Source organism: Nocardia sp. NPDC050408, from assembly GCF_044458905.1.
In the GTDB taxonomy this organism is placed as follows: Bacteria; Actinomycetota; Actinomycetes; order Mycobacteriales; family Mycobacteriaceae; genus Nocardia.
Genome location: NZ_JBITIL010000005.1, coordinates 659590 through 680622, shown reverse-complemented (window position 1 = coordinate 680622; position 21033 = coordinate 659590). Strand labels below are relative to the sequence as shown.

At 65.0% G+C, this 21033-nt stretch carries 17 protein-coding genes and 1 tRNA gene; 7 read left to right on the top strand and 11 right to left on the bottom strand.

Going from position 1 to position 21033, the window contains the following annotated elements:
* Nucleotide 1: 1 nt before the first annotated feature.
* Entirely contained in the window at nucleotides 2-1555 is a 1554-nt protein-coding gene (locus tag ACIBJI_RS19580; protein WP_364355080.1) for an iron ABC transporter permease, read from the top strand.
* Entirely contained in the window at nucleotides 1552-2601 is a 1050-nt protein-coding gene (locus ACIBJI_RS19575; RefSeq protein ID WP_364355083.1) for an ABC transporter ATP-binding protein, read from the top strand. The genes ACIBJI_RS19580 and ACIBJI_RS19575 overlap by 4 nt, the downstream gene beginning before the upstream one ends.
* Nucleotides 2602-2703: 102 nt before the next feature.
* Here the strand turns inward: ACIBJI_RS19575 and ACIBJI_RS19570 are convergent.
* Nucleotides 2704-2778: transfer RNA gene (locus tag ACIBJI_RS19570), tRNA-Cys, on the bottom strand.
* A gap of 168 nt (nucleotides 2779-2946) precedes the next feature.
* Here ACIBJI_RS19570 and ACIBJI_RS19565 point away from each other — a divergent pair.
* Both ACIBJI_RS19565 and ACIBJI_RS19560 read left to right on the top strand, forming a co-directional pair.
* Complete coding sequence (locus tag ACIBJI_RS19565) at nucleotides 2947-3495, top strand: MarR family transcriptional regulator (protein ID WP_364355086.1); 549 nt, start codon at nucleotides 2947-2949, stop codon at nucleotides 3493-3495.
* Nucleotides 3496-3614: 119 nt separating this feature from the next.
* Nucleotides 3615-4682 (top strand): Hsp70 family protein, encoded by a 1068-nt coding sequence (locus tag ACIBJI_RS19560; RefSeq protein ID WP_396957581.1) that lies wholly within the window; start codon nucleotides 3615-3617, stop codon nucleotides 4680-4682.
* A gap of 136 nt (nucleotides 4683-4818) precedes the next feature.
* On the opposite strand, the gene ACIBJI_RS19555 is transcribed toward ACIBJI_RS19560, so the two are convergent.
* From ACIBJI_RS19555 to ACIBJI_RS19535, 5 genes are read right to left on the bottom strand one after another with little or no spacing between them, the layout of a single operon-like run.
* Complete coding sequence (locus tag ACIBJI_RS19555; RefSeq protein ID WP_364355092.1) at nucleotides 4819-5646, bottom strand: enoyl-CoA hydratase; 828 nt, start codon at nucleotides 5644-5646, stop codon at nucleotides 4819-4821.
* Between the two features lie 2 nt (nucleotides 5647-5648).
* Nucleotides 5649-6545, bottom strand: a complete 897-nt coding sequence (gene mmsB / locus ACIBJI_RS19550; protein WP_397085112.1) for a 3-hydroxyisobutyrate dehydrogenase — start codon at nucleotides 6543-6545, stop codon at nucleotides 5649-5651.
* On the bottom strand, nucleotides 6542-7618 hold the full coding sequence (locus ACIBJI_RS19545; RefSeq protein WP_397085110.1) for an enoyl-CoA hydratase/isomerase family protein: 1077 nt from the start codon (nucleotides 7616-7618) through the stop codon (nucleotides 6542-6544). Before ACIBJI_RS19545 ends, mmsB begins: the two co-directional genes overlap by 4 nt.
* The gene (locus ACIBJI_RS19540) at nucleotides 7615-8754 is read right to left on the bottom strand and encodes an acyl-CoA dehydrogenase family protein (RefSeq protein ID WP_397085108.1); all 1140 of its coding nucleotides are present in this window, start codon (nucleotides 8752-8754) and stop codon (nucleotides 7615-7617) included. Before ACIBJI_RS19540 ends, ACIBJI_RS19545 begins: the two co-directional genes overlap by 4 nt.
* Nucleotides 8755-8782: 28 nt before the next feature.
* Nucleotides 8783-10282, bottom strand: a complete 1500-nt coding sequence (locus ACIBJI_RS19535) for a CoA-acylating methylmalonate-semialdehyde dehydrogenase (protein ID WP_364355104.1) — start codon at nucleotides 10280-10282, stop codon at nucleotides 8783-8785.
* 246 nt (nucleotides 10283-10528) lie between these two features.
* Here ACIBJI_RS19535 and icmF point away from each other — a divergent pair, with 246 nt between their 5' ends.
* Nucleotides 10529-13747, top strand: a complete 3219-nt coding sequence (gene icmF, locus ACIBJI_RS19530; protein WP_397085105.1) for a fused isobutyryl-CoA mutase/GTPase IcmF — start codon at nucleotides 10529-10531, stop codon at nucleotides 13745-13747.
* A 14-nt stretch (nucleotides 13748-13761) separates the two neighbouring features.
* On the opposite strand, the gene ACIBJI_RS19525 is transcribed toward icmF, so the two are convergent.
* Nucleotides 13762-14163, bottom strand: a complete 402-nt coding sequence (locus ACIBJI_RS19525) for a Dabb family protein (protein ID WP_364355110.1) — start codon at nucleotides 14161-14163, stop codon at nucleotides 13762-13764.
* 101 nt (nucleotides 14164-14264) lie between these two features.
* Between ACIBJI_RS19525 and ACIBJI_RS19520 the strand changes: the two genes are divergently transcribed.
* Together ACIBJI_RS19520 and ACIBJI_RS19515 are read left to right on the top strand one after the other, a co-directional pair.
* Nucleotides 14265-14894 carry a TetR/AcrR family transcriptional regulator gene (locus ACIBJI_RS19520; protein ID WP_397085103.1) on the top strand — a complete coding sequence of 210 codons (630 nt, stop codon included), beginning with the start codon at nucleotides 14265-14267 and terminating at the stop codon, nucleotides 14892-14894.
* 72 nt (nucleotides 14895-14966) lie between these two features.
* Nucleotides 14967-16040 carry an amidohydrolase family protein gene (locus tag ACIBJI_RS19515; protein WP_364355116.1) on the top strand — a complete coding sequence of 358 codons (1074 nt, stop codon included), beginning with the start codon at nucleotides 14967-14969 and terminating at the stop codon, nucleotides 16038-16040.
* A 122-nt stretch (nucleotides 16041-16162) separates the two neighbouring features.
* On the opposite strand, the gene ACIBJI_RS19510 is transcribed toward ACIBJI_RS19515, so the two are convergent.
* The 4 genes from ACIBJI_RS19510 to ACIBJI_RS19495 are packed head-to-tail and all read right to left on the bottom strand — an operon-like array spanning nucleotide 16163 to nucleotide 21002.
* A complete protein-coding gene (locus ACIBJI_RS19510) occupies nucleotides 16163-16924 on the bottom strand; it encodes a helical backbone metal receptor (RefSeq protein ID WP_364355119.1) in 762 nt (253 codons plus the stop codon).
* A gap of 42 nt (nucleotides 16925-16966) precedes the next feature.
* Entirely contained in the window at nucleotides 16967-17734 is a 768-nt protein-coding gene (locus ACIBJI_RS19505) for an SWIM zinc finger family protein (protein WP_396957567.1), read from the bottom strand.
* Complete coding sequence (locus ACIBJI_RS19500) at nucleotides 17731-20538, bottom strand: DEAD/DEAH box helicase (protein ID WP_364355125.1); 2808 nt, start codon at nucleotides 20536-20538, stop codon at nucleotides 17731-17733. The genes ACIBJI_RS19505 and ACIBJI_RS19500 overlap by 4 nt, the downstream gene beginning before the upstream one ends.
* Nucleotides 20539-20594: 56 nt before the next feature.
* On the bottom strand, nucleotides 20595-21002 hold the full coding sequence (locus tag ACIBJI_RS19495; RefSeq protein WP_364355128.1) for a DUF3224 domain-containing protein: 408 nt from the start codon (nucleotides 21000-21002) through the stop codon (nucleotides 20595-20597).
* Between the last annotated feature and the right edge of the window lie 31 nt (nucleotides 21003-21033).

Sequence of the window (21033 nt, the reverse complement as noted above, 5' to 3'; positions counted from 1 at the left end):
CATGGCCCTCCGGACCGCTGTCGCCGCACCCCGGGTTGGAAGACCCGGGCTACTCGTCACGACCGTCGCGCTGCTATTGGTGGCTGCGACGTTCGTGCCGCTCGGCTACATCGTGTCCACGGTCTTCTCCACCGGCCTGCACGAGGCTGCCGAACTGGTGTTCCGGCCGAGAGTCGGTGACCTGCTGCGCAATACGGTCGGCCTGGTGATCGTCACCGTCCCGATCTGCGTGGTGCTCGGGGTCGGACTGGCCTGGGTGGTGGAGCGTACGAATGTGCCGGGCGCGGCGTGGTGGGGGCCGGTATTCGCGGCGCCACTCGCGGTGCCGGCGTTCGTGAACAGCTACGGCTGGGTCAGCGTTTTCCCGACCATGCACGGGCTGTGGGCGGGAGTGGTGATCTCCACAATGTCGTATTTCCCGCTGGTGTATCTGCCGGCGTCGGCCACACTGCGCCGCCTCGATCCGGCAGTGGAGGAATCGGCGCGGGCGCTGGGTTCCGGTCCGGTCGCGGTATTCACCCGAATCGTCTTGCCGCAGTTGCGATTGGCGATTCTCGGCGGCGGACTGCTCATTTCGCTGCATCTGCTCGCCGAATACGGCGCGTTCGTGATGATCCGGTTCGATACGTTCACGACCGCGATCTTCGAGCAGTACCAATCCAGCTTCGCCGGTCCGGCGGGCAGCATGTTGGCCGGTGTGCTGGTGCTGTGCTGTCTGGTGTTGCTCGCGGCCGAGGCGGGGGCGCGCGGTAAGGGGCGTTACGCCAGGATCGGCAGCGGTGCACCTCGGGCCGCTGCCCGGGTTGCGTTGGGGCCCAGCACGGTTCCGGTTCTGCTCGCATTGACCGCGGTGGTCGTGGGCTCGATCGGAGTGCCGCTGTGGACCATCGTGCGCTGGCTGCGCATCGGCGGTGCGCAGGTCTGGGATTTCACCGAAATCGGTACGGCCCTCGGGCAGACCATCGCGCTTGCGGCGATGGCCGCACTGCTCACCACGCTGTGCGCGTTCCCGGTGGCTTGGATCGCGGTGCGCTCGACCTCGGCATTCGCCCGAATGGTGGAGGGCGCCAACTACATTACGAGTTCCCTGCCCGGCATTGTGATCGCGCTGGCCATGGTGACGGTCACGATTCGGTGGGCGCCACCGCTGTATCAGACGGTGACCATGGTCGTGGCCGCATATGTGTTGATGTTTCTGCCGCGGGCGCTGGTCAGCGTGCGGGCCGGGCTGGCGCAGGTGCCGGTCGGACTGGAGGAGGTATCGCGCTCGCTCGGTCAGTCGGGGCCGGTCACCTTTCTGCGCGTCACGCTGCGGTTGACCGCCCCCGCCGCGGCCTCCGCCGGTGCACTGGTATTCGTTGCGGTCGCGACCGAATTGACCGCGACATTGCTGTTGGCGCCCAGCGGAACTCGCACACTGGCAATGCGATTCTGGTCGCTGTCGGGCGAACTGGACTATGCGGCGGCGGCACCCTATGCACTCATCATGATCGTCGCGGCGGTGCCGGTGACGTATCTGCTGTTCACCCAATCCAGGAAGGCGGCCGGGTTATGAGTCGGCTTGTCGTGGCGGATGTTTCGAAGACGTTCGGCTACCACCGGGTACTCGGCGGGATCAATCTCGAAGTGCCGAACGGCAGTTCGACCGCAGTGGTCGGCTCATCCGGATGCGGAAAGACCACACTATTGCGGGTGATCGCCGGCTTCGAGGCTCCGGACACGGGTTCGGTCGCCATCGGCACGGAAACCGTGACCCGCGACCGGTTTTCGGTGCCGCCGCAGCGGCGCAATGTCGGTTACGTCGCACAGGACGGTGCGCTGTTCCCACATTTGACCGTCGGCCAGAACATCGCCTACGGCCTGCGCAGCGGATTCTGCGGGCTACGACGCGGTCGGAATCGGGTGAACGAACTGCTGGAGATGGTCTCGCTCGATCCGTCCTACGCCGACCGCCGCCCCCATCAGCTCTCCGGCGGCCAGCAGCAGCGCGTCGCGCTCGCACGCGCGCTCGCCCGCAAACCCAATGTGATGCTGCTGGACGAGCCGTTCAGCGCACTCGATGCCGGGTTGCGGGCCACCACCAGGCAGGCCGTTGCCGAGACGCTGCGTGCGGCGGGCATGACGAGCATCTTGGTCACCCACGACCAGGAGGAGGCGCTCTGCTTCGCCGAACAGGTCGCGGTCATGCGCGAGGGGGTATTCACCCAGGTCGGCGCGCCGGAAGAGGTCTACGCCGCGCCCACTGATCTGTTCACCGCCAAATTCCTCGGTGATTGTGTGCTACTCGATGCGGTGGTCGACGGCAATGTGGCCAAATGTGCGCTCGGCCGGGTACCGGTGCAGAAGTCCGCGCCGACCGGGTCGGCGACCATTATGTTCCGTCCGGAACAGCTTGTGGCGCAGGTGGTTTCGGGCAACGAACCGAGTAGCGGAATGGTGCGGGATGTCGAGTTCCGCGGGGCCGATGTGATGCTGACGATCGCGCTGGACGGCGATATCGATCCGGTGCGGGTGCGCCGTGCCAGCGTTGCGGCGCCGACCGCGGGCGAGCGTGTCCGCCTTGAAGTGCTCGGAAACGCCGTGGCCTTCGAAGCGGCCTGAACCACGGACACCCGGCCCGGCGGTGGCGTGTCACCGGGCCGGGCACCCATGGCTGGCCATTCGAGCGACCTGCGAGCAGTCGCCGGCGAAGGCACCCTCATTTGGAGCGAGCGGCGGGAATTGAACCCGCGTAAACGGCTTTGCAGACCGTTGCCTCAACCACTCAGCCACGCCCGCCTCGCCATGAATATTGCCGGGGCCGCATCGAAATGCCCACGGTTGCACTCAGTGTGATCCGAACCGATGATGCCCGAATCTCGACCACCCGTCCGGATGCGACCACTGCCGCGCTCACCGGCCGGGAGAAGATCCGCAGCGGCGGCCGAACGTGGAATGATCAAGACCATGTCGCGGCCACGTCCACTTCCGATTGATCCGATCGAGGAGGCCCATCGTCAATGGGTCGGCCACGGCTGGGGCGATTTCGCCGACGGAATGGCGACGGTGACCTCGCTGGTTCGCGCCCAGCAAATCATGATGGCTCGGGTGGACGAGGCTTTGAAACCGACCGGTCTGACGTTCTCTCGATATGAACTTCTCATGCTGCTTGCTTTCAGTAAGACGGGTGCACTGCCCATGGCGAAGGCCAGTGCGCGGCTCCAGGTGCACCCGACCAGCGTGACGAATACCGTCGATCGACTCGAGGCCGCCGAGCTGGTCGAGCGGGTTCCGCACCCCAGCGATCGGCGGGCTACCCTGATCGAAATCACCCCTGCCGGAAGGGAATTGGTTGCTGAGGCAACCGAGGAACTCAACGCGAAAGTCTTCGCGATTCCCGGTCTTCCGCCGGATCGGCTGCATACTCTGCTGCAGTTGCTCGCGGAATTTCGCCATGCCGCAGGCGACTTCGCCACCGGCGAAGAACCGGCCCGATGGTCGGCACACGAGCAGTAACCAAACACCCGAACCGGTCGGTCTTTACACGGCCCGCACCACCGCGCGGTAACGGTCTGGCATCCAACTAGCGAATTCTCCGCCCCGTTGTCTTGGCAGCGGAGGCGAAAGGGTCCACCATGGATTCCATGGTGCTGGTCTTGGGGGTATCGGCGGGCGCTGGTGGCGCCCGCGCGATGCTGACGCATTCCGATCAGCCGCATCTCCCCCCGATTGATCGATGCCAGATACCGCGTCGGGCGGGTGGTGGGGTCGAGGAACCGGTCTTCGAGGCGATCTGCCAGATGCGCGCGGCCGCCGACCGGCGCGACGAGCTGATCACCGGAACCGCCGTGACCTGCCGCTGCCCGCTGCACGCCGACGCCATCCGCACAACCGCGGGCCGCACCCCGCTCGCCATCGTCGACGAACCGCTGGCTCAGCTGCGCTACCTGCGCTTCACCGGCCGTCTGCCCACCACCGGCTCGGTCATCCTCTACGACCTCGGCAGCTCGGGCCTGACCATCACCCACGCCGACTGCCGCACCGACACCATCCTGTCCAGCAAACGCAGCACCGTCCTCGGCGGCGACGGCTACGACGCACTGCTGCGCTGGCAATTGACCCGCGGCGGCGTACTCACCGACAAACTGACCAGCCGCAGGCACCGCGAAGAACTCAGCAGCGCCCGGGTAATCACCGCCATGGACGCCAACTCCGGCGGGCGTGCCGTGGTCACCCGCAGCGACCTCGCCGAACTGTGCGCCGCGGGCATCCACCACTCCGCCTCGTTCGTCCGTCAACTCATCGAGGAAACCGGCGTCCAACCGGAGGCCCTGGTCCTGCTCGGCGGCTGCACCCGCAATCCCGATATCCGCGAAGAATTGTCCGAAATGATCGAACTCCCGGTCATCTACGACGAGGAGCCCGAATACGTTTCGGCCCGCGGAGCGGTATTGCTCGCCGCGGAACGTCCCACCGGCGATGTACGCATGGCGCGATTACGCAGCGGAGCGCTCACCGCTTCATTGGTGCCGACCACCACCGGTCGCCGCAAACTCATTGCCGCCGTTGCGGTTACGCTCGCATTGGGTGCGACCATCGCAGGACTGCTCGCCATAGACCACAGTGCCGCTCAACCACCCGGTGGTGTCAACGCGCCGACCCCCATCGAAGTCGCGGGAATCCCGGCGACGTCCTTCAACTGAACCTGGTTGCGAGCGCGCTGGAGAACCGCCTCTGTCGCAATCGTTCCGGTGACGTGGCTGCCGCTGATCGAATACACCTGTGCCCGCCCGAGGTTCACTCGGCCGGGCACAGTGCTGTAGGTCAGCGCTGGCAGCGCTAGCTGTTGGTGAACTTCGCCGGACGCTTCTCGACGAAGGCGCTCATACCTTCCTTCTGATCGTCGATTGCGAAGAGCGAGTGGAAGACTCGGCGTTCGAAGCGCAGGCCCTCGGCGAGGGTGGTTTCGAAGGAGCGGTCCACGGCTTCCTTGGCGATCATGGTGACCGGCAGCGACATCGAGGCGATGGTCTCGGCGACCTCGAGTGCGGTGTCGAGCAGTTCGGCGGCGGGCACGATGCGGGACACGAGACCGGCGCGCTCGGCCTCCTCGGCATCCATATTGCGGCCGGTGAGCACCAGATCCATGGCCTTGGCCTTGCCGACGGCGCGGGTCAGGCGCTGCGAGCCGCCGATGCCCGGAATGACGCCGAGCTTGATCTCCGGCTGACCGAATTTCGCGTTATCGGCGGCGAGCAGGATGTCGCAGATCATCGCCAGCTCACAACCACCCCCCAGGGCGTAACCGGCGACGGCGGCAATGGTGGGCTTGCGGAACTGCGCCAGCCGGTCCCAGCGGGCGAAGTAGTCGTTCATGAACATGTCCATGTACGACTTGGGCTGCATCTCCTTGATATCGGCGCCGGCCGCGAAGGCCCGCTCCGAACCGGTGATGACAATGGCGCCGATCGCGTCATCGTGCTCGAGTTCGCCGAGCGCGGCAATAACATCGTCGAGGACCTGCGCGTTCAGCGCGTTCAGCGCCTTCGGACGGTTCAGCGTGATCCATCCGACCCGGCCCTTGCGCTCCAGCAGAATCGTCTCGAAGTCGGGCCCTCCCGTAGCCCGACCACCACCCCCCACGGAATCGCTGCGCGATGCATCCATCCTTAGGCACCTTCTCGATCGGAACGGTTACGGATATCGGTGACGATAGCGGAGAAGTCCTTCCCCGCCTGCGACTGGTTGAACCGGGTGTAGATCTCGGCGGCGAGCAGGCCGAGTTTGCCGTCGACGTCGTTATCGCGCAGGGCGTTCGCGGCCAGGCCGAGGTCCTTGGTCATCAATGCCGTGGCGAAACCGGGCTGGTAGTCGTTGTTGGCCGGACTGGTCGGGACCGGACCGGGGACCGGACAGTAGCTGGTCAGCGCCCAACTCTGGCCGGATGCGGTGGACACCACATCGAAGAACGATTGGTGGCTCAAACCCAGTTTCTCGCCGAGCACCAGCGCCTCGGACAGGCCGATCATCGAAATGCCGAGCAGCATGTTGTTGCAGATCTTCGCGGCTTGACCGACGCCGGAGCCGCCGCAGTGCACAACCTTGCCGCCCATTACCTGGAGCACGTCGAGCGCATCGGCGAAGTCGGCCTCGGTGCCGCCGACCATGAAGGTCAGCGTGCCCGCGGCGGCACCCGCGACACCACCGGAGACCGGAGCGTCCAATGCCCGATGGCCCGCGTCGACGGCACGAACCGCGGCCGCCTTGGCGTCGGCGACATCGATGGTGGAGCAGTCGATGAACAGGGTGCCCGGATTCGCGGCGGGAAGCAGGTCGGCGTAGACGTCGAGGACGAGCTTGCCATTGGGCAGCATGGTGATCACGACATCGCGATCCGCTGCGGCCGCAGCAGCCGAATCCACAACGGTGGCACCGTCTTTGCGTGCCTGCTCCTGTGCGGCGGGGACCGGATCGAAGGCGAGCACGTCATATCCGGCCGCGACCAGATTCGCGGCCATCGGCCCGCCCATATGGCCGAGGCCGAGGAAACCGATCTTCTTCGTCACTTGCCTACCTCCAAACCCAGTTCCTTATCGCCCAATTCGACGAAGTACGCCTCGACCTGTTCGGCGGTGACATCGGCGAGCGTCGCCGGTGACCATCGCGGGTTACGGTCCTTATCGATCACCTGCGCACGGATGCCTTCGACCAGATCGCGCGAGGCCAACGCGGCGATGGACACCCGGTACTCCTCGTTCAGCACCGCCTCTAGGCTCTTCGCGGCACTGGCCGCGCGCAGCGAACGCAACGTCACCTTCAGTGCCACAGGTGATTTCGCGAGCAGTTCGGTCGCGGCCTTGGCGGCCTCCGGCGAGCCGTGCGTCCGCAGCCGATCGACGACCTCTTCGACGGTGTCGGCGCTGTAGCAGGCATCGATCCAGTCCTGCTGGGCCGCCAGGTCGGATTCCGGTGCGTCCGTCGCGAATTTGGCGATGGCGATCTCGGCGGTCTCGGTCCGCAGCGTTTCCAGCAGTGCCGGAATATGTTCCGAGGCCACGTAGTAATCGGCGAAACCCGCGGCGATGGCGTCACCGGCGCTCATCCGCGCGGTGGTCAGTGCGACGTGCGTGCCGATTTCACCCGGCGTGCGGGCGAGCAGGTAGGTGCCACCGACATCCGGAATGAAGCCGATGCCGACCTCCGGCATACCGATCTTGGAGCGCTCGGTGACGATCCGGTGGCTGCCGTGGCCGGAAAGACCGACGCCGCCGCCCATCACGATGCCGTCCATGACCACCACATACGGCTTCGGGTAGCGGCCGATCAGGGCGTTGAGGATGTACTCGTCGCGCCAGAAGAGGCCGGTGGCCGAATCCGCGTTGGCGGCACCGGCAGAGTGCTCATCCAATGCGGCTGCGTCACGGTGGATGGCGACAATATCGCCGCCCGCGCAGAGCCCGCGCTCCCCCGCGCCGGTGACGACGACGGTGCGCACCTCGTCGTCGCCAGCCCACACCTGCAGTGCGGCGGAAATGGCGAGGGCCATCGGATGATTCAGGGCATTGATGGCCTTGGGCCGGTTCAGCGTGATCAGACCGAGTCCGTCGCGCTTATCGATGAGAACTTCGGATTCGGTCATGCTGCTCCTACCACCGAGCGGGCGACGACCACCCGCATGATTTCGTTGGTGCCCTCCAGGATCTGGTGCACCCGCAGGTCGCGGACGATCTTTTCCACGCCGTATTCGGCCAGGTATCCATAACCGCCATGCATCTGCAGCGCCGTATTCGCGACCTCGAATCCGGCGTCGGTCGTGAAGCGCTTTGCCATGGCGCACAATTCGACCTTGTCATCGGCATCCGCATCCAGTGCCGCCGCGGCCCGCCACAGCAGGGTCCGCGCCGCCTCCAGTGCGGTACGCATATCCGCGAGCTGAAATTGCAATGCCGGGTTGTCCAGCAGTCGGGTGTTGAATGCCTTGCGCTGGGCCAGGTACGCGACGGATTTTTCGAGCGCCGCCTGGCCGCCGCCCAGTGAGCAGGCGGCGATATTGAGTCGACCGCCGTTGAGTCCGTTCATGGCAATGCGGAAGCCGTTGCCCTCGAAGCCGAGCATATCGGCGGCGGGAACCCTGGCGTTGTCGAGAATCACCTGACGAGTGGGCTGGGCATTCCAACCCATCTTCTTCTCGTTGGCGCCGAAGGAAATTCCCGGGGTATCGGCCGGAACGATGAACGCCGAAATCCCACGAGCACCCGCATCGCCGGTGCGCGCCATGATGACGTACACATCGGTGCTACCCGCACCCGAGATGAATTGCTTCACACCGGTGAGCAAGTAGTCGTCACCGTCGCGAACGGCCTTGGTGCTCAAGGCCGCAGCATCCGATCCGACACCCGGTTCGGTGAGCGCGTAGCTGCCGAGCCATTCCATCGAGGTCAGCCGGGGCAGCCAGCGGTTGCGCTGCTCGGCATTGCCGTAGTTGTCGATCATCCACGAAACCATGTTGTGGATGGAGATATACGCCGCGATGGCCGGGCACCCGGTGGCCAGTTGTTCGAAGATGCGCACGGCATCGAGCCTGCGCAGTCCGGAGCCCCCGACATCCTCGCCTATATAGATGCCACCCATGCCGAGCGAACCCGCCTTGCGCAGCACATCCACTGGAAAGTGCTTCTGCTCATCCCATTCCAGGGCGTTCGGGGCGAGGTATTCGTCGGCGAAGTCGCGCGCCATTTCGGTAATGGCGCGCTCGTCGTCATTCAGTGCGAACACGATCGTCGACCTCCCGTCCGTGGGCTGTTCAGTCCATCGTCGGAATGACGAAGTGGTTGCTGTCCTTCAGCCCGGATGGCCAGCGCTGGGTAACGGTCTTGGTCTTGGTGTAGAAGCGAATCGAATCCGGACCGTGCTGGTTCAGATCGCCGAATCCGGAGCGCTTCCAACCGCCGAAGGTGTGGTAGGCGATCGGCACCGGAATCGGCACATTGATGCCGACCATGCCGACCTGTACGCGGGCGGCGAAATCCCGTGCGGTATCGCCGTCGCGGGTGAAGATCGCGACACCGTTGCCGTACTCGTGCTCGTTGGGCAGGGCCAGCGCTTCGTCGTAATCCTTGGCCCGCACGATCGCAAGCACCGGGCCGAAGATCTCTTCCTTGTAGATCCGCATTTCCGGCGTGACATTGTCGAAAAGCGTTGCACCGGTGAAGTACCCGCCTTCGCCGCCATCGACCGCGAGCCCACGGCCGTCGATAACCAGCTCGGCCCCCTCATCGACGCCGATCTGGACGTAATTCTCGACCCGACCGAGTGCGTCCTTGGTCACCAGCGGGCCGAAATCGGCACCGGCATCGTCGGAGCGTCCGACATTCAGCTTGGCAATCCGCTCGATCAGCTTCTCGCGCAGGCGATCCGCGGTTTCCTGACCGACCGGCACGGCGACCGAGATGGCCATACAGCGTTCACCCGCCGAGCCGTAGCCCGCGCCGATGAGCTGGTCGGCGACATCGTCGAGGTCGGCGTCCGGCATCACGATCGCGTGGTTCTTGGCGCCGCCGAAGCACTGTGCACGTTTGCCATTCGCGGTCGCGGTCTCGTAGATGTACTGCGCGATAGGGGTGGAACCGACGAAACCGACAGCCTTGACGGTCGGCGAATGCAGGATCGCGTCGACCGCTTCCTTATCACCATTGACCACATTGAATACGCCCGCGGGCAGACCCGCCTCCAGGAACAACTCCGCCAGGCGCAGCGGCACCGAAGGATCGCGTTCGGATGGCTTGAGTACGAAGGCATTTCCGCACGCCAGCGCCGGTCCGGCCTTCCACAGCGGGATCATGGCCGGGAAGTTGAAGGGGGTAATGCCTGCGACCACACCGAGCGGCTGACGCATGGAGTAGACGTCGATGCCGGTGCCCGCACTCTCGGTGTACTCGCCCTTGAGCAGATGGGGAATGCCCGCCGCGAATTCGATGACCTCGATACCGCGCTGGATATCACCCTTGGCATCGGGGATCGTCTTGCCGTGTTCGGCAGACAGCAGCGCCGCAAGGGAATCCATCTCGTCCTGCACGAGCGTCAGGAACTTCATCAGCACCCGCGCGCGCTTCTGCGGGTTGAACGCGGCCCACACCTGCTGCGCCTCTGCCGCATTCGCGATAACGGCATCGACCTCGGCCTTACTCGCGAGCGGCACCCGCGCCTGCACCTGGCCGGTATTCGGATCGAAGACATCGGCGAAGTTGCCCGAGGTCCCGGCGACATGCTGTCCGCCGATGTAATGAGTGAGTTCGCGAACCATGCCAGTCCTGTTCTCGTGGGTGGACGCCGCGCATCGCGCGATTTACGGTCATCCTATAGTTGGATGTCCAACTAAATATAGACCTGCAAGCAGACTGTGACCCATCCCACTGGCAACTGCCGAGCAACCCGGACCCGCGCTGGCCACCGAAACCGGTTTCACCTAGCGCTGTGACTGTCGCCACCGTAGGATTAGTTTGACGTCCTAGTATCGGGCGCCAAAATAGGATCTCCCTCGGAGGACCCCGTGGCCGACAGCACCGCGCTCCACACGCCCACCCATCCCGTCCGATTCGTGACTTCGGCCGCGCTATTCGACGGGCACGATGCGGCGATCAACATCATGCGGCGGATCCTGCAGGCGCAGGGCGCCGAGGTCATTCACCTCGGGCACAATCGCGCGGTCAGCGAGGTCGTGGACGCGGTGCTCACCGAGGATGCCCAGGGCGTCGCGGTGAGTTCGTATCAGGGTGGACATGTCGAGTACTTCGAATATCTCGCCGACGCGCTGAAGAAGGCCGGGGCCGACCATGTTCGGATCTTCGGCGGTGGCGGCGGGGTGATCGTCGACGAGGAGATCGCGCGGCTGGCCGAATCCGGGGTGACCATCTTCTCCCCAGAGGACGGTCAGCGGCTCGGCCTGCCCGGCATGATCAATCAGCTGATCCGCGCCTGCGATTTCGATCTCGCCGCCGAGCCGCCGGTGCTGGACGCGGTACTCGCCGGTGAGCGGGCCGCACTCGCCCGCGCGATCACCTGCCTGCAGCAGGACACGCTCCCGGAGTCCGATCGGCAGACCTTGGCGTCGGCCGCCGCCGCGCGCACGGTGCCGGTACTCGGCATCACCGGCACCGGCGGTTCCGGAAAGTCCTCGCTCACCGATGAATTGGTGCGGCGCCTGCGTTCGGATCAGCAGGACAAGTTACGCGTCGCGATTCTCGCGGTGGATCCAACCCGACGACGCGGGGGTGGTGCGCTGCTCGGCGACCGTATCCGGATGAACGCCCTCGACAGCGATCACACCTTCTTCCGCTCCCTTGCCACCCGCGGCGGCCACGAACTGCCGCAGAATATCGACGCCATCGTGGCCGCCTGCAAGGCAGCGGGATACGACCTGGTGATTCTGGAAACCCCGGGCATCGGCCAGGGGGATGCCGCGATCACCGACCACGTCGACGTGTCGATGTATGTGATGACACCGGAATTCGGCGCCGCCTCCCAGCTGGAGAAGATCGATATGCTGGATTTCGCGGATGTGGTGGCCATCAATAAGTTCGAGCGCCGCGGCGCCGAGGATGCGCTGCGTGATGTCTCGCGCCAGTTGATTCGCAATCGCGAGGAGTTCAGCAAGACTCCCGAGGAGATGCCGGTATTCGGAACCAGCGCAGCCACTTTCAACGATGATGGCGTGACCGCGCTCTACCAGCACCTCGCCGCGTTGCTCGCCGAGCGCGGTCTGCAAATGCAGCCCGGCGTACTTCCGAAGGTGAATACCCGGTCCTCCACCAGGTTCGCGCAGATCATTTCGCCCGCCCGGGTGCGCTACCTCGCTGAGATCGCCGATACCGTCCGCGACTACCACGCCGATACCGCCACGCAAATCGTTGCGGCACAACGCCTGCAGCGGCTCGAGCAGGTGGCGGCCGAGCTGCCCGACGACATCGCGGTGGCCGAGCTCGCCGAAAAAGCGCGTGACGCGCTGCATGCCGACAATGCCGAACTGCTCGCGGGTTGGCCCGCACTGGCCGAATCCTATCGAGGCGATGAGCAAGTGGTGCGGGTTCGTGATCGCGAGATCCATACCCCGCTGCGCCGGGAGACGCTGTCCGGCAATTCCATTCCGCGCGTAGCACTGCCGCGCTTCACCGATCACGGTGAGCTGCTTCGGTTCCTGCGCTCGGAGAATCTGCCCGGACGGTTCCCGTTCACCGCGGGCGTCTTTCCGTTCAAGCGCGATAACGAGGATCCGGCGCGAATGTTCGCCGGTGAGGGCGATCCGTTTCGGACCAACCGGCGCTTCAAGGTGCTCAGCGAACATGCCGAGGCGACAAGGCTTTCCACGGCCTTCGATTCGGTGACGCTCTACGGTCACGATCCCGCCGAACGCCCGGATATCTACGGCAAGGTCGGCACCTCCGGCGTCTCGATCGCCTCACTCGACGATATGAAGGCGCTCTACGACGGTTTCGACCTGACCGCGCCGACCACCTCGGTATCGATGACCATCAACGGCCCGGCCCCCACCATCCTGGCCTACTTCCTCAATACCGCCATCGACCAAGCGTTGGAACGTTTCTCGGCCGCCGAGGGCCGCGAACCCACCGCCGAGGAGACCGCGGATATCAAGGCGCGCACCCTGGCGACGGTGCGTGGCACCGTGCAGGCCGACATCCTCAAGGAGGATCAGGGCCAGAACACCTGTATCTTCTCCACCGAGTTCAGCCTGCGCATGATGGCCGATATCCAGGAATGGTTCGTGCGCAACGGTGTTCGCAACTTCTACTCGGTCTCCATTTCCGGCTATCACATTGCCGAGGCCGGTGCGAATCCGATCAGTCAGCTGGCCTTCACCCTCGCCAACGGATTCACCTATGTCGAGGCATATCTCGCACGCGGCATGCAGATCGACGACTTCGCGCCGAATCTGTCGTTCTTCTTCTCCAACGGCATGGATCCGGAATATTCGGTGATCGGCCGGGTGGCACGGCGTATCTGGGCCATCGCGATGCGAGATCGCTACGGCGCCAATGAGCGTTCACAGAAGTTGAAGTACCACGTGCAGACCTCGGGCCGGTCGCTGCACGCACAGGAGATGAGCTTCAACGACATTCGGACCACCCTGCAGGCACTCATCGCGATCTACGACAACTGCAATAGCCTGCACACCAACGCATATGACGAGGCGGTGACCACACCCACCGAGGAATCGGTGCGCCGCGCACTGGCCATTCAGCTCATCATCAACCGCGAGTGGGGAGTCGCGATGAATGAAAACCCGCTCCAGGGCAGCTTTCTCATCGATGAGCTCACCGATCTCGTCGAGGAGGCCGTGCTCGCCGAATTCGATCGCATCAGCGAGCGCGGCGGAGTCCTCGGGGCCATGGAGACCGGCTATCAGCGGGGCAAGATCCAAGACGAATCCATGCGCTACGAGCACCGCAAACACGATGGTTCGCTGCCGATCATCGGTGTCAATACCTTCCGCAATCCACACGGCGAACCGCACCGGGTCATCGAATTGGCTCGCGGCACCGAAGCGGAGAAGCAGTCACAGCTGCAGCGCGTGCGTCAATTCCAGCACGACCACCGCGATGCCGCACATGCCGCCCTCGCCCGCCTGGACGCTGTTGCCCGCACCGACGACAACATCTTCGAGGCCCTGATGGACGCCGCCCGGGTCTGCACCCTGCAACAGATCACCGACACCTTCTTCACCGTCGGCGGACAGTACCGCCGCAACGTGTGAAATAGGTTGGGCCGTCAGAAGATTCGCACCTCCGGAATCGCATCCATCTGACGTGCCCACTCCGGGTACTTCGCCAGCTTGGCGTTGTGCAGCGCCATGATTTTGTCGCGCAGCTCGGGGTCCGGCTCATCCGATACGTCGGGTCCGATGGCGATCCTCTGGAAGTGCGGGATGATCTGCGGATCACCGGCCAGATGGACCGGATCGTGCATATACCGCTCCAGCGCGTCCAGATCCTCTATGCCGACGCAATAGGCGTGCGTCAGACCTTCGCTCGCGTCGCCGAGATTCTGACCGACGGTTGCGAAGGACACCGATTCGACCGATGCGGTGCGCTTCATCAGCGCGAGTACCTCGACTTTCTGTGCCTCGGTGGTCTCTTCGCGGAAGCCGAAGCGCAACAGATGAACGATCATGGGTTACCTCCTCGTTTTGAACCAACGAGTTCAATCTAGACAACTGACTGGTAGAAACACAAGAGTGAACCACTGAGTTCATTTGACGCTAATATGCAGGGGTGACGGGTACTACAACGGCGCGGGGGCGCATCGATAAGCGGCAGGCGATCCTGAACGTCGCATTCACCGTCTTCGCGCGACGCGGCTACGACAAGGCGTGCGTGCAGGAGATCGCGGACGAGGCGGGTGTCGCCAAGCCGACGGTCTACAACCATCTCAATGACAAGCAGAGCCTGTTCCGACACGCCGTGCTGGCCGCCGCCGACGCCGTTGCCACCGAAACCCTCGCGATCGTCGACAGCCTGCGCGAGCCGGGCGAGGATCTGTCGGCCGCTCTCACCGCGACGGCGCGCGCACTGCTCGCCGAATGCTCAGGCGAGCGCGCTCGTTCGCTACGCGCGCTGACCTACGCGCAGCTCGCCGCCTTTCCGGACCTGGCCGACACCGTGCTCGAGCGCACCTCCCGGCGCATTGCCGAGGCGCTGGCCGATCGACTCGCGCGACTCGCTCTTTCGGGTCGGCTGCAGACCAAAGACCCGGCGCAGGCGGCCGAACAACTACTCGCGCTGCTCACCGCGCCACTGGAGGCGCGGTCCCGGCTCGGCACCCGCGAGGTGAGCGAGGCCGAGCAGCGCGATATCGCCGATGCGGCGGTGCGGACGTTCCTGTCCGCTTACGGTTCCCGCTGATCCCGAACGCGCCCGACTACGCGCGTGTGACAATCGCGAGGTCAGGGTCTTCAGCTTATTGGGACGGCGGACATGGATCTCTCGGATATCCGCGTTATCGATAGCCATATTCATCAATGGGACCCGTTCCGCACGCCGCGCGAATTCAGCCGGACGGCGAAGTTGCTCCGGATGCTGCCCATTCCGATCGATTGGGCCAAGCAGGTGGCGCCGCGCCGGGATCGGGAGTTCGTCGGAGATCCGACCGCCTATGCGAATCCGTATCTGCCCGCGAATTACCGCGCGGATGCCGATGGCGTGCCCGTCGAATCGATCGTGCATATCGAGGTCGGGTGGACCGGAAAAGGGATGCTGGCCAGGGCTGATGAGACGAAGTGGGTAGCCGGGCTGCCATTCGGCGGCGACAATCCTGCCCTCGGCGCAATCATCGGTAGCGCCGACCCTGCGGCACCGGATTTCGCGCTGCTGCTCGATGCCCATATGGCCGCATCGACATTGCTGCGCGGCATTCGCGCGCACGTCGCACACCATCCGGATTCGAATGTCCGGCCCTATGCCGAGCACGAGGGCGCGCTCGCCACCAAAGAATTCCTCGACGGCTTCGCGGCACTGGCCGAGCGTGGGCTGTCTTTCGAGGCCTGGGTGTATTCACACGCGCTCCCCGATGTGACGGCGCTTGCCGAACGCTATCCTGAAGTCCCGATAGTGCTCGACCATCTCGCCACACCCGCAGGGATTTTCGGTCCGGTCGGCAAACGCACCGGAACGAATCCGAGTCTGCGCCGGGAACTATTCATCCGATGGCGCGACGATCTCACCGCTCTCGCCGAAAAGCCCAATGTGGTTGCGAAGGTCAGCGGCTTGATGATGCCAATCCTCGGCCACCGGGTACCACCGCGTGGAATGCCGACACCCGTTCCGGTGCTGTTGGACCGGATCAGCCCGCTCATCACCCACGCCTACGATGTCTTCGGCGCGGACCGGCTGCTGTGGGGCTCCAATTTCCCAGTGGATAAACCGATTACGACTATCGCCGACAGCGCCGCGGTAATCGCCGCCGCGATCACCCACCACGGCGGCGGCCACGACGAGCTCGAAAAGATCTTCCGAACCAACGCCCAGCGGACCTACCGAATCGAATCCTGATGCGATGCGGATCGAGCGGACGGCAAACGATCGAATAGATATCAAAGCACGCAGAGGTGCTCGACGGCGTCGAGGCCGGGCATTTCGACCTCCCTGACTACCGGATTCGCTGCATAGCGAGATCAGGCGATGAATGAATCCGCGATTTGGCGGGTCAGGACAGCGCGGGCGGTGGCCAGCGATGGACCGTACCAGGTGAGGCTGCGGCCTTCGACCAAGGCGACAGCCAGGCCCGGAAAGGCTTCGGGTCCATCGGATCTGGTGAATACGTATGGCTCGTCGGGAAGCAGGACCAGTTCGACATCGCGGGTCAGCTCGTCCTCGGAGACGTGCGGATAGCGCTCCGCGCGCTCGGCGTGCACGAGTCGCAGGCCGAGGTGCGCTGCCAGGTCGCCGGTGAAGGTGTTGTGGCCGACCACCATCCAGGGATTGCGCCAGATGGGGATGACCGTGTTGCGCGGCGGCCCGGGCTGGGGCGCGGCCCAGGAAGTTTCGGCCTCGATGAGCCAGTCCGGCACCGACCCGTCCAGTGCTTCGGTGAAAAGTCGACGCAGCGAGGCGAAACTCGCGTCCAGCGTTTCGATTCTGGTGACCCACACCGGGATGCCCGCATCCCGCAGTCGCTCCACATCGATGCGGCGATTCTCTTCCTGATTGCAGAGCACCAGATCCGGTGCGAGCTCGATGATTCGGCGCACATTCGGATTCTTGGTGCCCCGAACCCGCTCGACGTCCAGGTCAGCGGGATGCGTACACCAATCCGTCGCCGCGACAAGGACTTCGGGGCGACTGACCGCGATGGCCTCGGTCAGCGACGGAACCAGCGACACCACTCGGCGCACCGGGCGGTCAATGCGTACGACCGCACCCAGATCGTCGATCATGACAGCACCCGACGGCACAGGACACGCGGCTGTTCGGACATGTCAGCGGTCCAAGGCTTCGTAGAGTGCGCGGAGATCGCGCAGACCGGCCGCGGCCGTCGGTTCGTCCTCGGCGATCATGCGCAGTGCCCGACGTAGCAGGGTCGGATCCAGATCATCGATGGCGGGGCGGAATTCGAGCTTCGGCAGGTCGGGCAGTTGGGCACGGTCGCCGTATACGTCATCGGAAACCGTTGGCGTCGTGTCACGTTCGATGCCGACGATGAGGGTGTCCAGGTCGAGGCCACGCAGGGTGAGGATTTCGCGAGGACGCTCATCCAGACGTTCGGCGAGCAGATAGCAGACCGCGGCCACATGTTTGCACGGCCAGCCGGGATCCGGGCAGGTGCAGGAGAAGTCGAGGTCAGCGGCCGTTGTCGGAAGCAGATGCTCGCCGAGGCTCGTCGGCAGCGCGCCGGAGGCGATTTCGGCCAGTACACCCGGCGTGGTCCGGATGGTCTCGATGAGCAGTTCCAGTTCCTCGTCGCGCAGCTGCCGGATGGCGAAAACCGAGGTGAACGGGCGCGGCTGACTGCCTTGTACTTCCGCGGTGACCGCACCGGGTTCGATCCGATAGCTCACGACCTGTCCGGCCCTGGCGTAGGTGCGGCCGCGGGCGAGCCGACCGGGTTCGGCCATCTGCTCGACCGCCTCGATCAGCGCCTTGCCCCACCAGGTGCGTCCGAATCCGCCACGGCGGCTGCGTGCTTCGACGCCGCCACGCACCGGTCGGCGCTTGCCGTACTTGCTGTAGTCCTCGAAGGGACTCAATCGCCCACCGCCTCCGCGCCGAGGGCGAAAAGCCGATGCAGTTCGTCCGTGCTCAATTCGGTGATCCAGTTCTCGCCCGCACCGATGGCCAGATCGGCGAGTTGACGCTTACCGCTGATCATTTCGTCGATCTTCTCCTCGATGGTGTCGACGCAGATCAGTTTGCGTACCTGCACATTGCGCTGCTGACCGATTCGGAAGGCGCGGTCGGTGGCCTGGTTCTCGACCGCCGGATTCCACCAACGATCCAGGTGCACAACATGGTTGGCCGCCGTGAGGTTCAAGCCGGTGCCACCGGCCTTGAGCGACAACAACATCAGCGGCGGTCCAGCCGGTTCCTGGAAACGCTCGACCATGGTGTCGCGCTGCTTCTTCGGCACGCCACCATGCAGGAACGGGATCGCCGTACCGAAGCGCTCGGTCAGATAGGGCGCGATGAGATCGCCGAATTCGCGGAACTGGGTGAACAGCAAGGCCTTCTCGTCATCTGCCAGCACCGCATCGAGAACGTCTTCCACCAGGGCGAGCTTGCCGGAGCGGTGGCTGCCGCGGTGCAGCACGCCGGAGGCGTCGCCGAGGAAATGCGCGGGGTGGTTGCAGACCTGTTTGAGCCGGGTCAGCGCACCGAGTACCGCGCCCTTGCGCGCCATACCCTTCGCATCCTTCAGCTTGGCCATCATGTCGTCGACGACCGCCTGATACAGCGCCGCCTGCTCGACGGTCAGGTTGGCGCGCACCGTCATCTCGAGTTTCTCCGGCAGATCGCTGATGACGGCGGGATCGGTTTTCACCCGGCGCAGCACGAACGGCTGGGTGACGGTGCGCAGTCGACTGATGGCATTCTCGTCTCGATCGCGTTCGATCGGCACGGCGAACCGGGCACGGAAGGTTTGTGCGCTGCCGAGCACTTTCGGCATCGTGAAGTCCAGAATCGAGCGTAATTCTTCAAGACGATTCTCCACGGGAGTTCCGGTGAGTGCCAACCGATGTCGGGCAGGCAGCGCCCGCGCCGCCTTCGCCTGCCTGGTTCCCGCGTTCTTGATGTGCTGCGCCTCGTCGAGCACCACCCGATGCCACTGCTGCCGCGCCAATTCGGCTGCATCCCTGGCCAAGAGCGAATAGGTGGTGATCACCAGATCCGCGTCCGCGATGGCCTCGTCCAGTTCCGTGCCCGACTTGCGGCCGACACCGTGATGCACCAAAATCCGCAGATCAGGGGCGAATCGCTGCGCCTCACGCTGCCAGTTGCCGACGACCGACATCGGGCTCACAAGCAGCGTCGGTCCAGTGCCGTCGGTGCCCTCTCGCTCGTGCACGAGCAGGGCCAAGACCTGCACGGTCTTACCCAGACCCATGTCATCGGCCAGTATTCCGCCGATACCGTAGCGGCTCATGGTCGCCAGCCAGGCCAAGCCACGCTCCTGATAGGGCCGCAACTGCGCCTTCAAACCGACCGGCGCGGTGACCGGTACCGGTTCGCGGGTCTGGTCCAAAAGGTCTGCGGCCCAACCGGTTGCGCTGACCTCGGTGATCGGAACCTTCTCGACATGGCCGGTGACGAGTTCACCGACCAGATCGGCGAAGGTGATTTCGGTGTCGTCGAGATGGGCTGCGACATAGCGCGCGGCGGCGGCCAACATCTTGTGGTCGGCCTGCACCCATTCGCCGCGCAGCTGCACCAGATCCGATTTCGAGCGGACCAGCCGTTCCATCTCGGCCTTGGTCAGCACGGCATCGCCGAGCGCGAGTTCCCAACGGTAGGAGACGAGTCCGCGCATGCCCACAGTGCTCTCGGCGGCGGGGACGGCGCTTTCCACGCGTAGCCGCATGGTCGGGGCGCTGATATTCCATGCACGCGGCAGCAACAACCGCACACCTGTCGCCTGCAGCGCATGCGCGCCGTGTTCGACCAGATCCGCGACCACCTCGGTCGGCAACAGCAGGTCCATCGACTGCGGATCGCTCGGCAGGTCGCGCAGCCGCGGATAGGCCCGCGCCGCCTCTCCCAGCTTCTCGATCGTCGTGCGGACCAGCACCGGATCACCCAGCAGCGGAACCGGATTCGGCGCTTCACCATCGGTGCGCAGACAGACCTGCAGTCGCCACAGCGCCACCACATCATCGGCATCGGTATCGGCCTCGCCGAGCGCGATATCGCCCTCGGGCTCCAGCAGCCGCAGCACCAACTCGGGCTCATCCCCGGTCAGACTCGCCCGCCACCGTTCCAGCACCTCGGCCAGCTGATGGCTGCCGCCATCCAGGGCGACGTCATCGATGAGTGCGGCCACCAGCGGATGCGCCGACGGCGGCGGATCCAGCAGTTCCCGGACGATCGGATCGGCGAGTTCGGCGACCATATCCTCGAGCAGCATCGCCGGCTTCCCCGCGACGCGCAATGCGGGCGGCATCGCCACCGCCAACTCCGCCAGCCAGGCGCGCTGGCGCTCGCCGCCGACCAACCGCCAGCGCACCCACCACTGTCCGTCGTCGCGGCGCAGCTCGGCGGCCACCCGCCCGGCCCGCACCCATCGCTCGACACCGTGCGCCACATGCGCGAGAAACCGCAGATCCCCCGAAACCGCATCGGCCGGTAGCCGCTGTCGCAGCGCGACCGCGGCCGCCGCGGGCACCATGGCATGCGCCTTGACCTGCTCGGTCGCTCCCTGCGACCCGCTGATCAGCACCTGCGCCCGGTGCCGGAACTTCGACGCCGCCAGCACCGCACCCAACGGTTCGGGTAGCGCGACCGCGGCCTCCTGCCAGAGCAGCAAGCCCGATCCCGGCGACCACAGACCGTGCAGCATCACCCCATCCAATCAGGCGGGTCCGACAGGCCCTGCGGCCATCCTCGTCCCGCTGCTCAGTCGAGTTCGTAATCGAACCAGATGTGGTGCACACCGTCGGTGTCGACGGTGAGACCACCGGTGCCGGTGATACCTGCCAGCGCACCGGTGCCGCTGGTCGGCACAATGGCGAAGAACTCGGCCGTGCGGTCGGTGCCGAGTGTGGTCGCCGAATGCGCGAAGTTGAAGCTACCCGCGCGACCGTTCAGCGCACCATCGAAGGACTCCATCGCCACGTACGTGCCCGCACCCGTCGCCTGGTCGAAGGCGGCGGTGAACAGGGTCGCGGACCGACCGGTGATCTCGCCCGCGAACTCCTTCTCGATCCGTGCGAGGCCGACCGGCAACGCGGTGGTGATGGCCGGATCCGGCACGACATCGGTCGGGGTGAAGGAGGCGACGGAGAACGTGCCGATTGCTTTCATGCGGCGCAGCGTAACGACAGGTACCGACAAC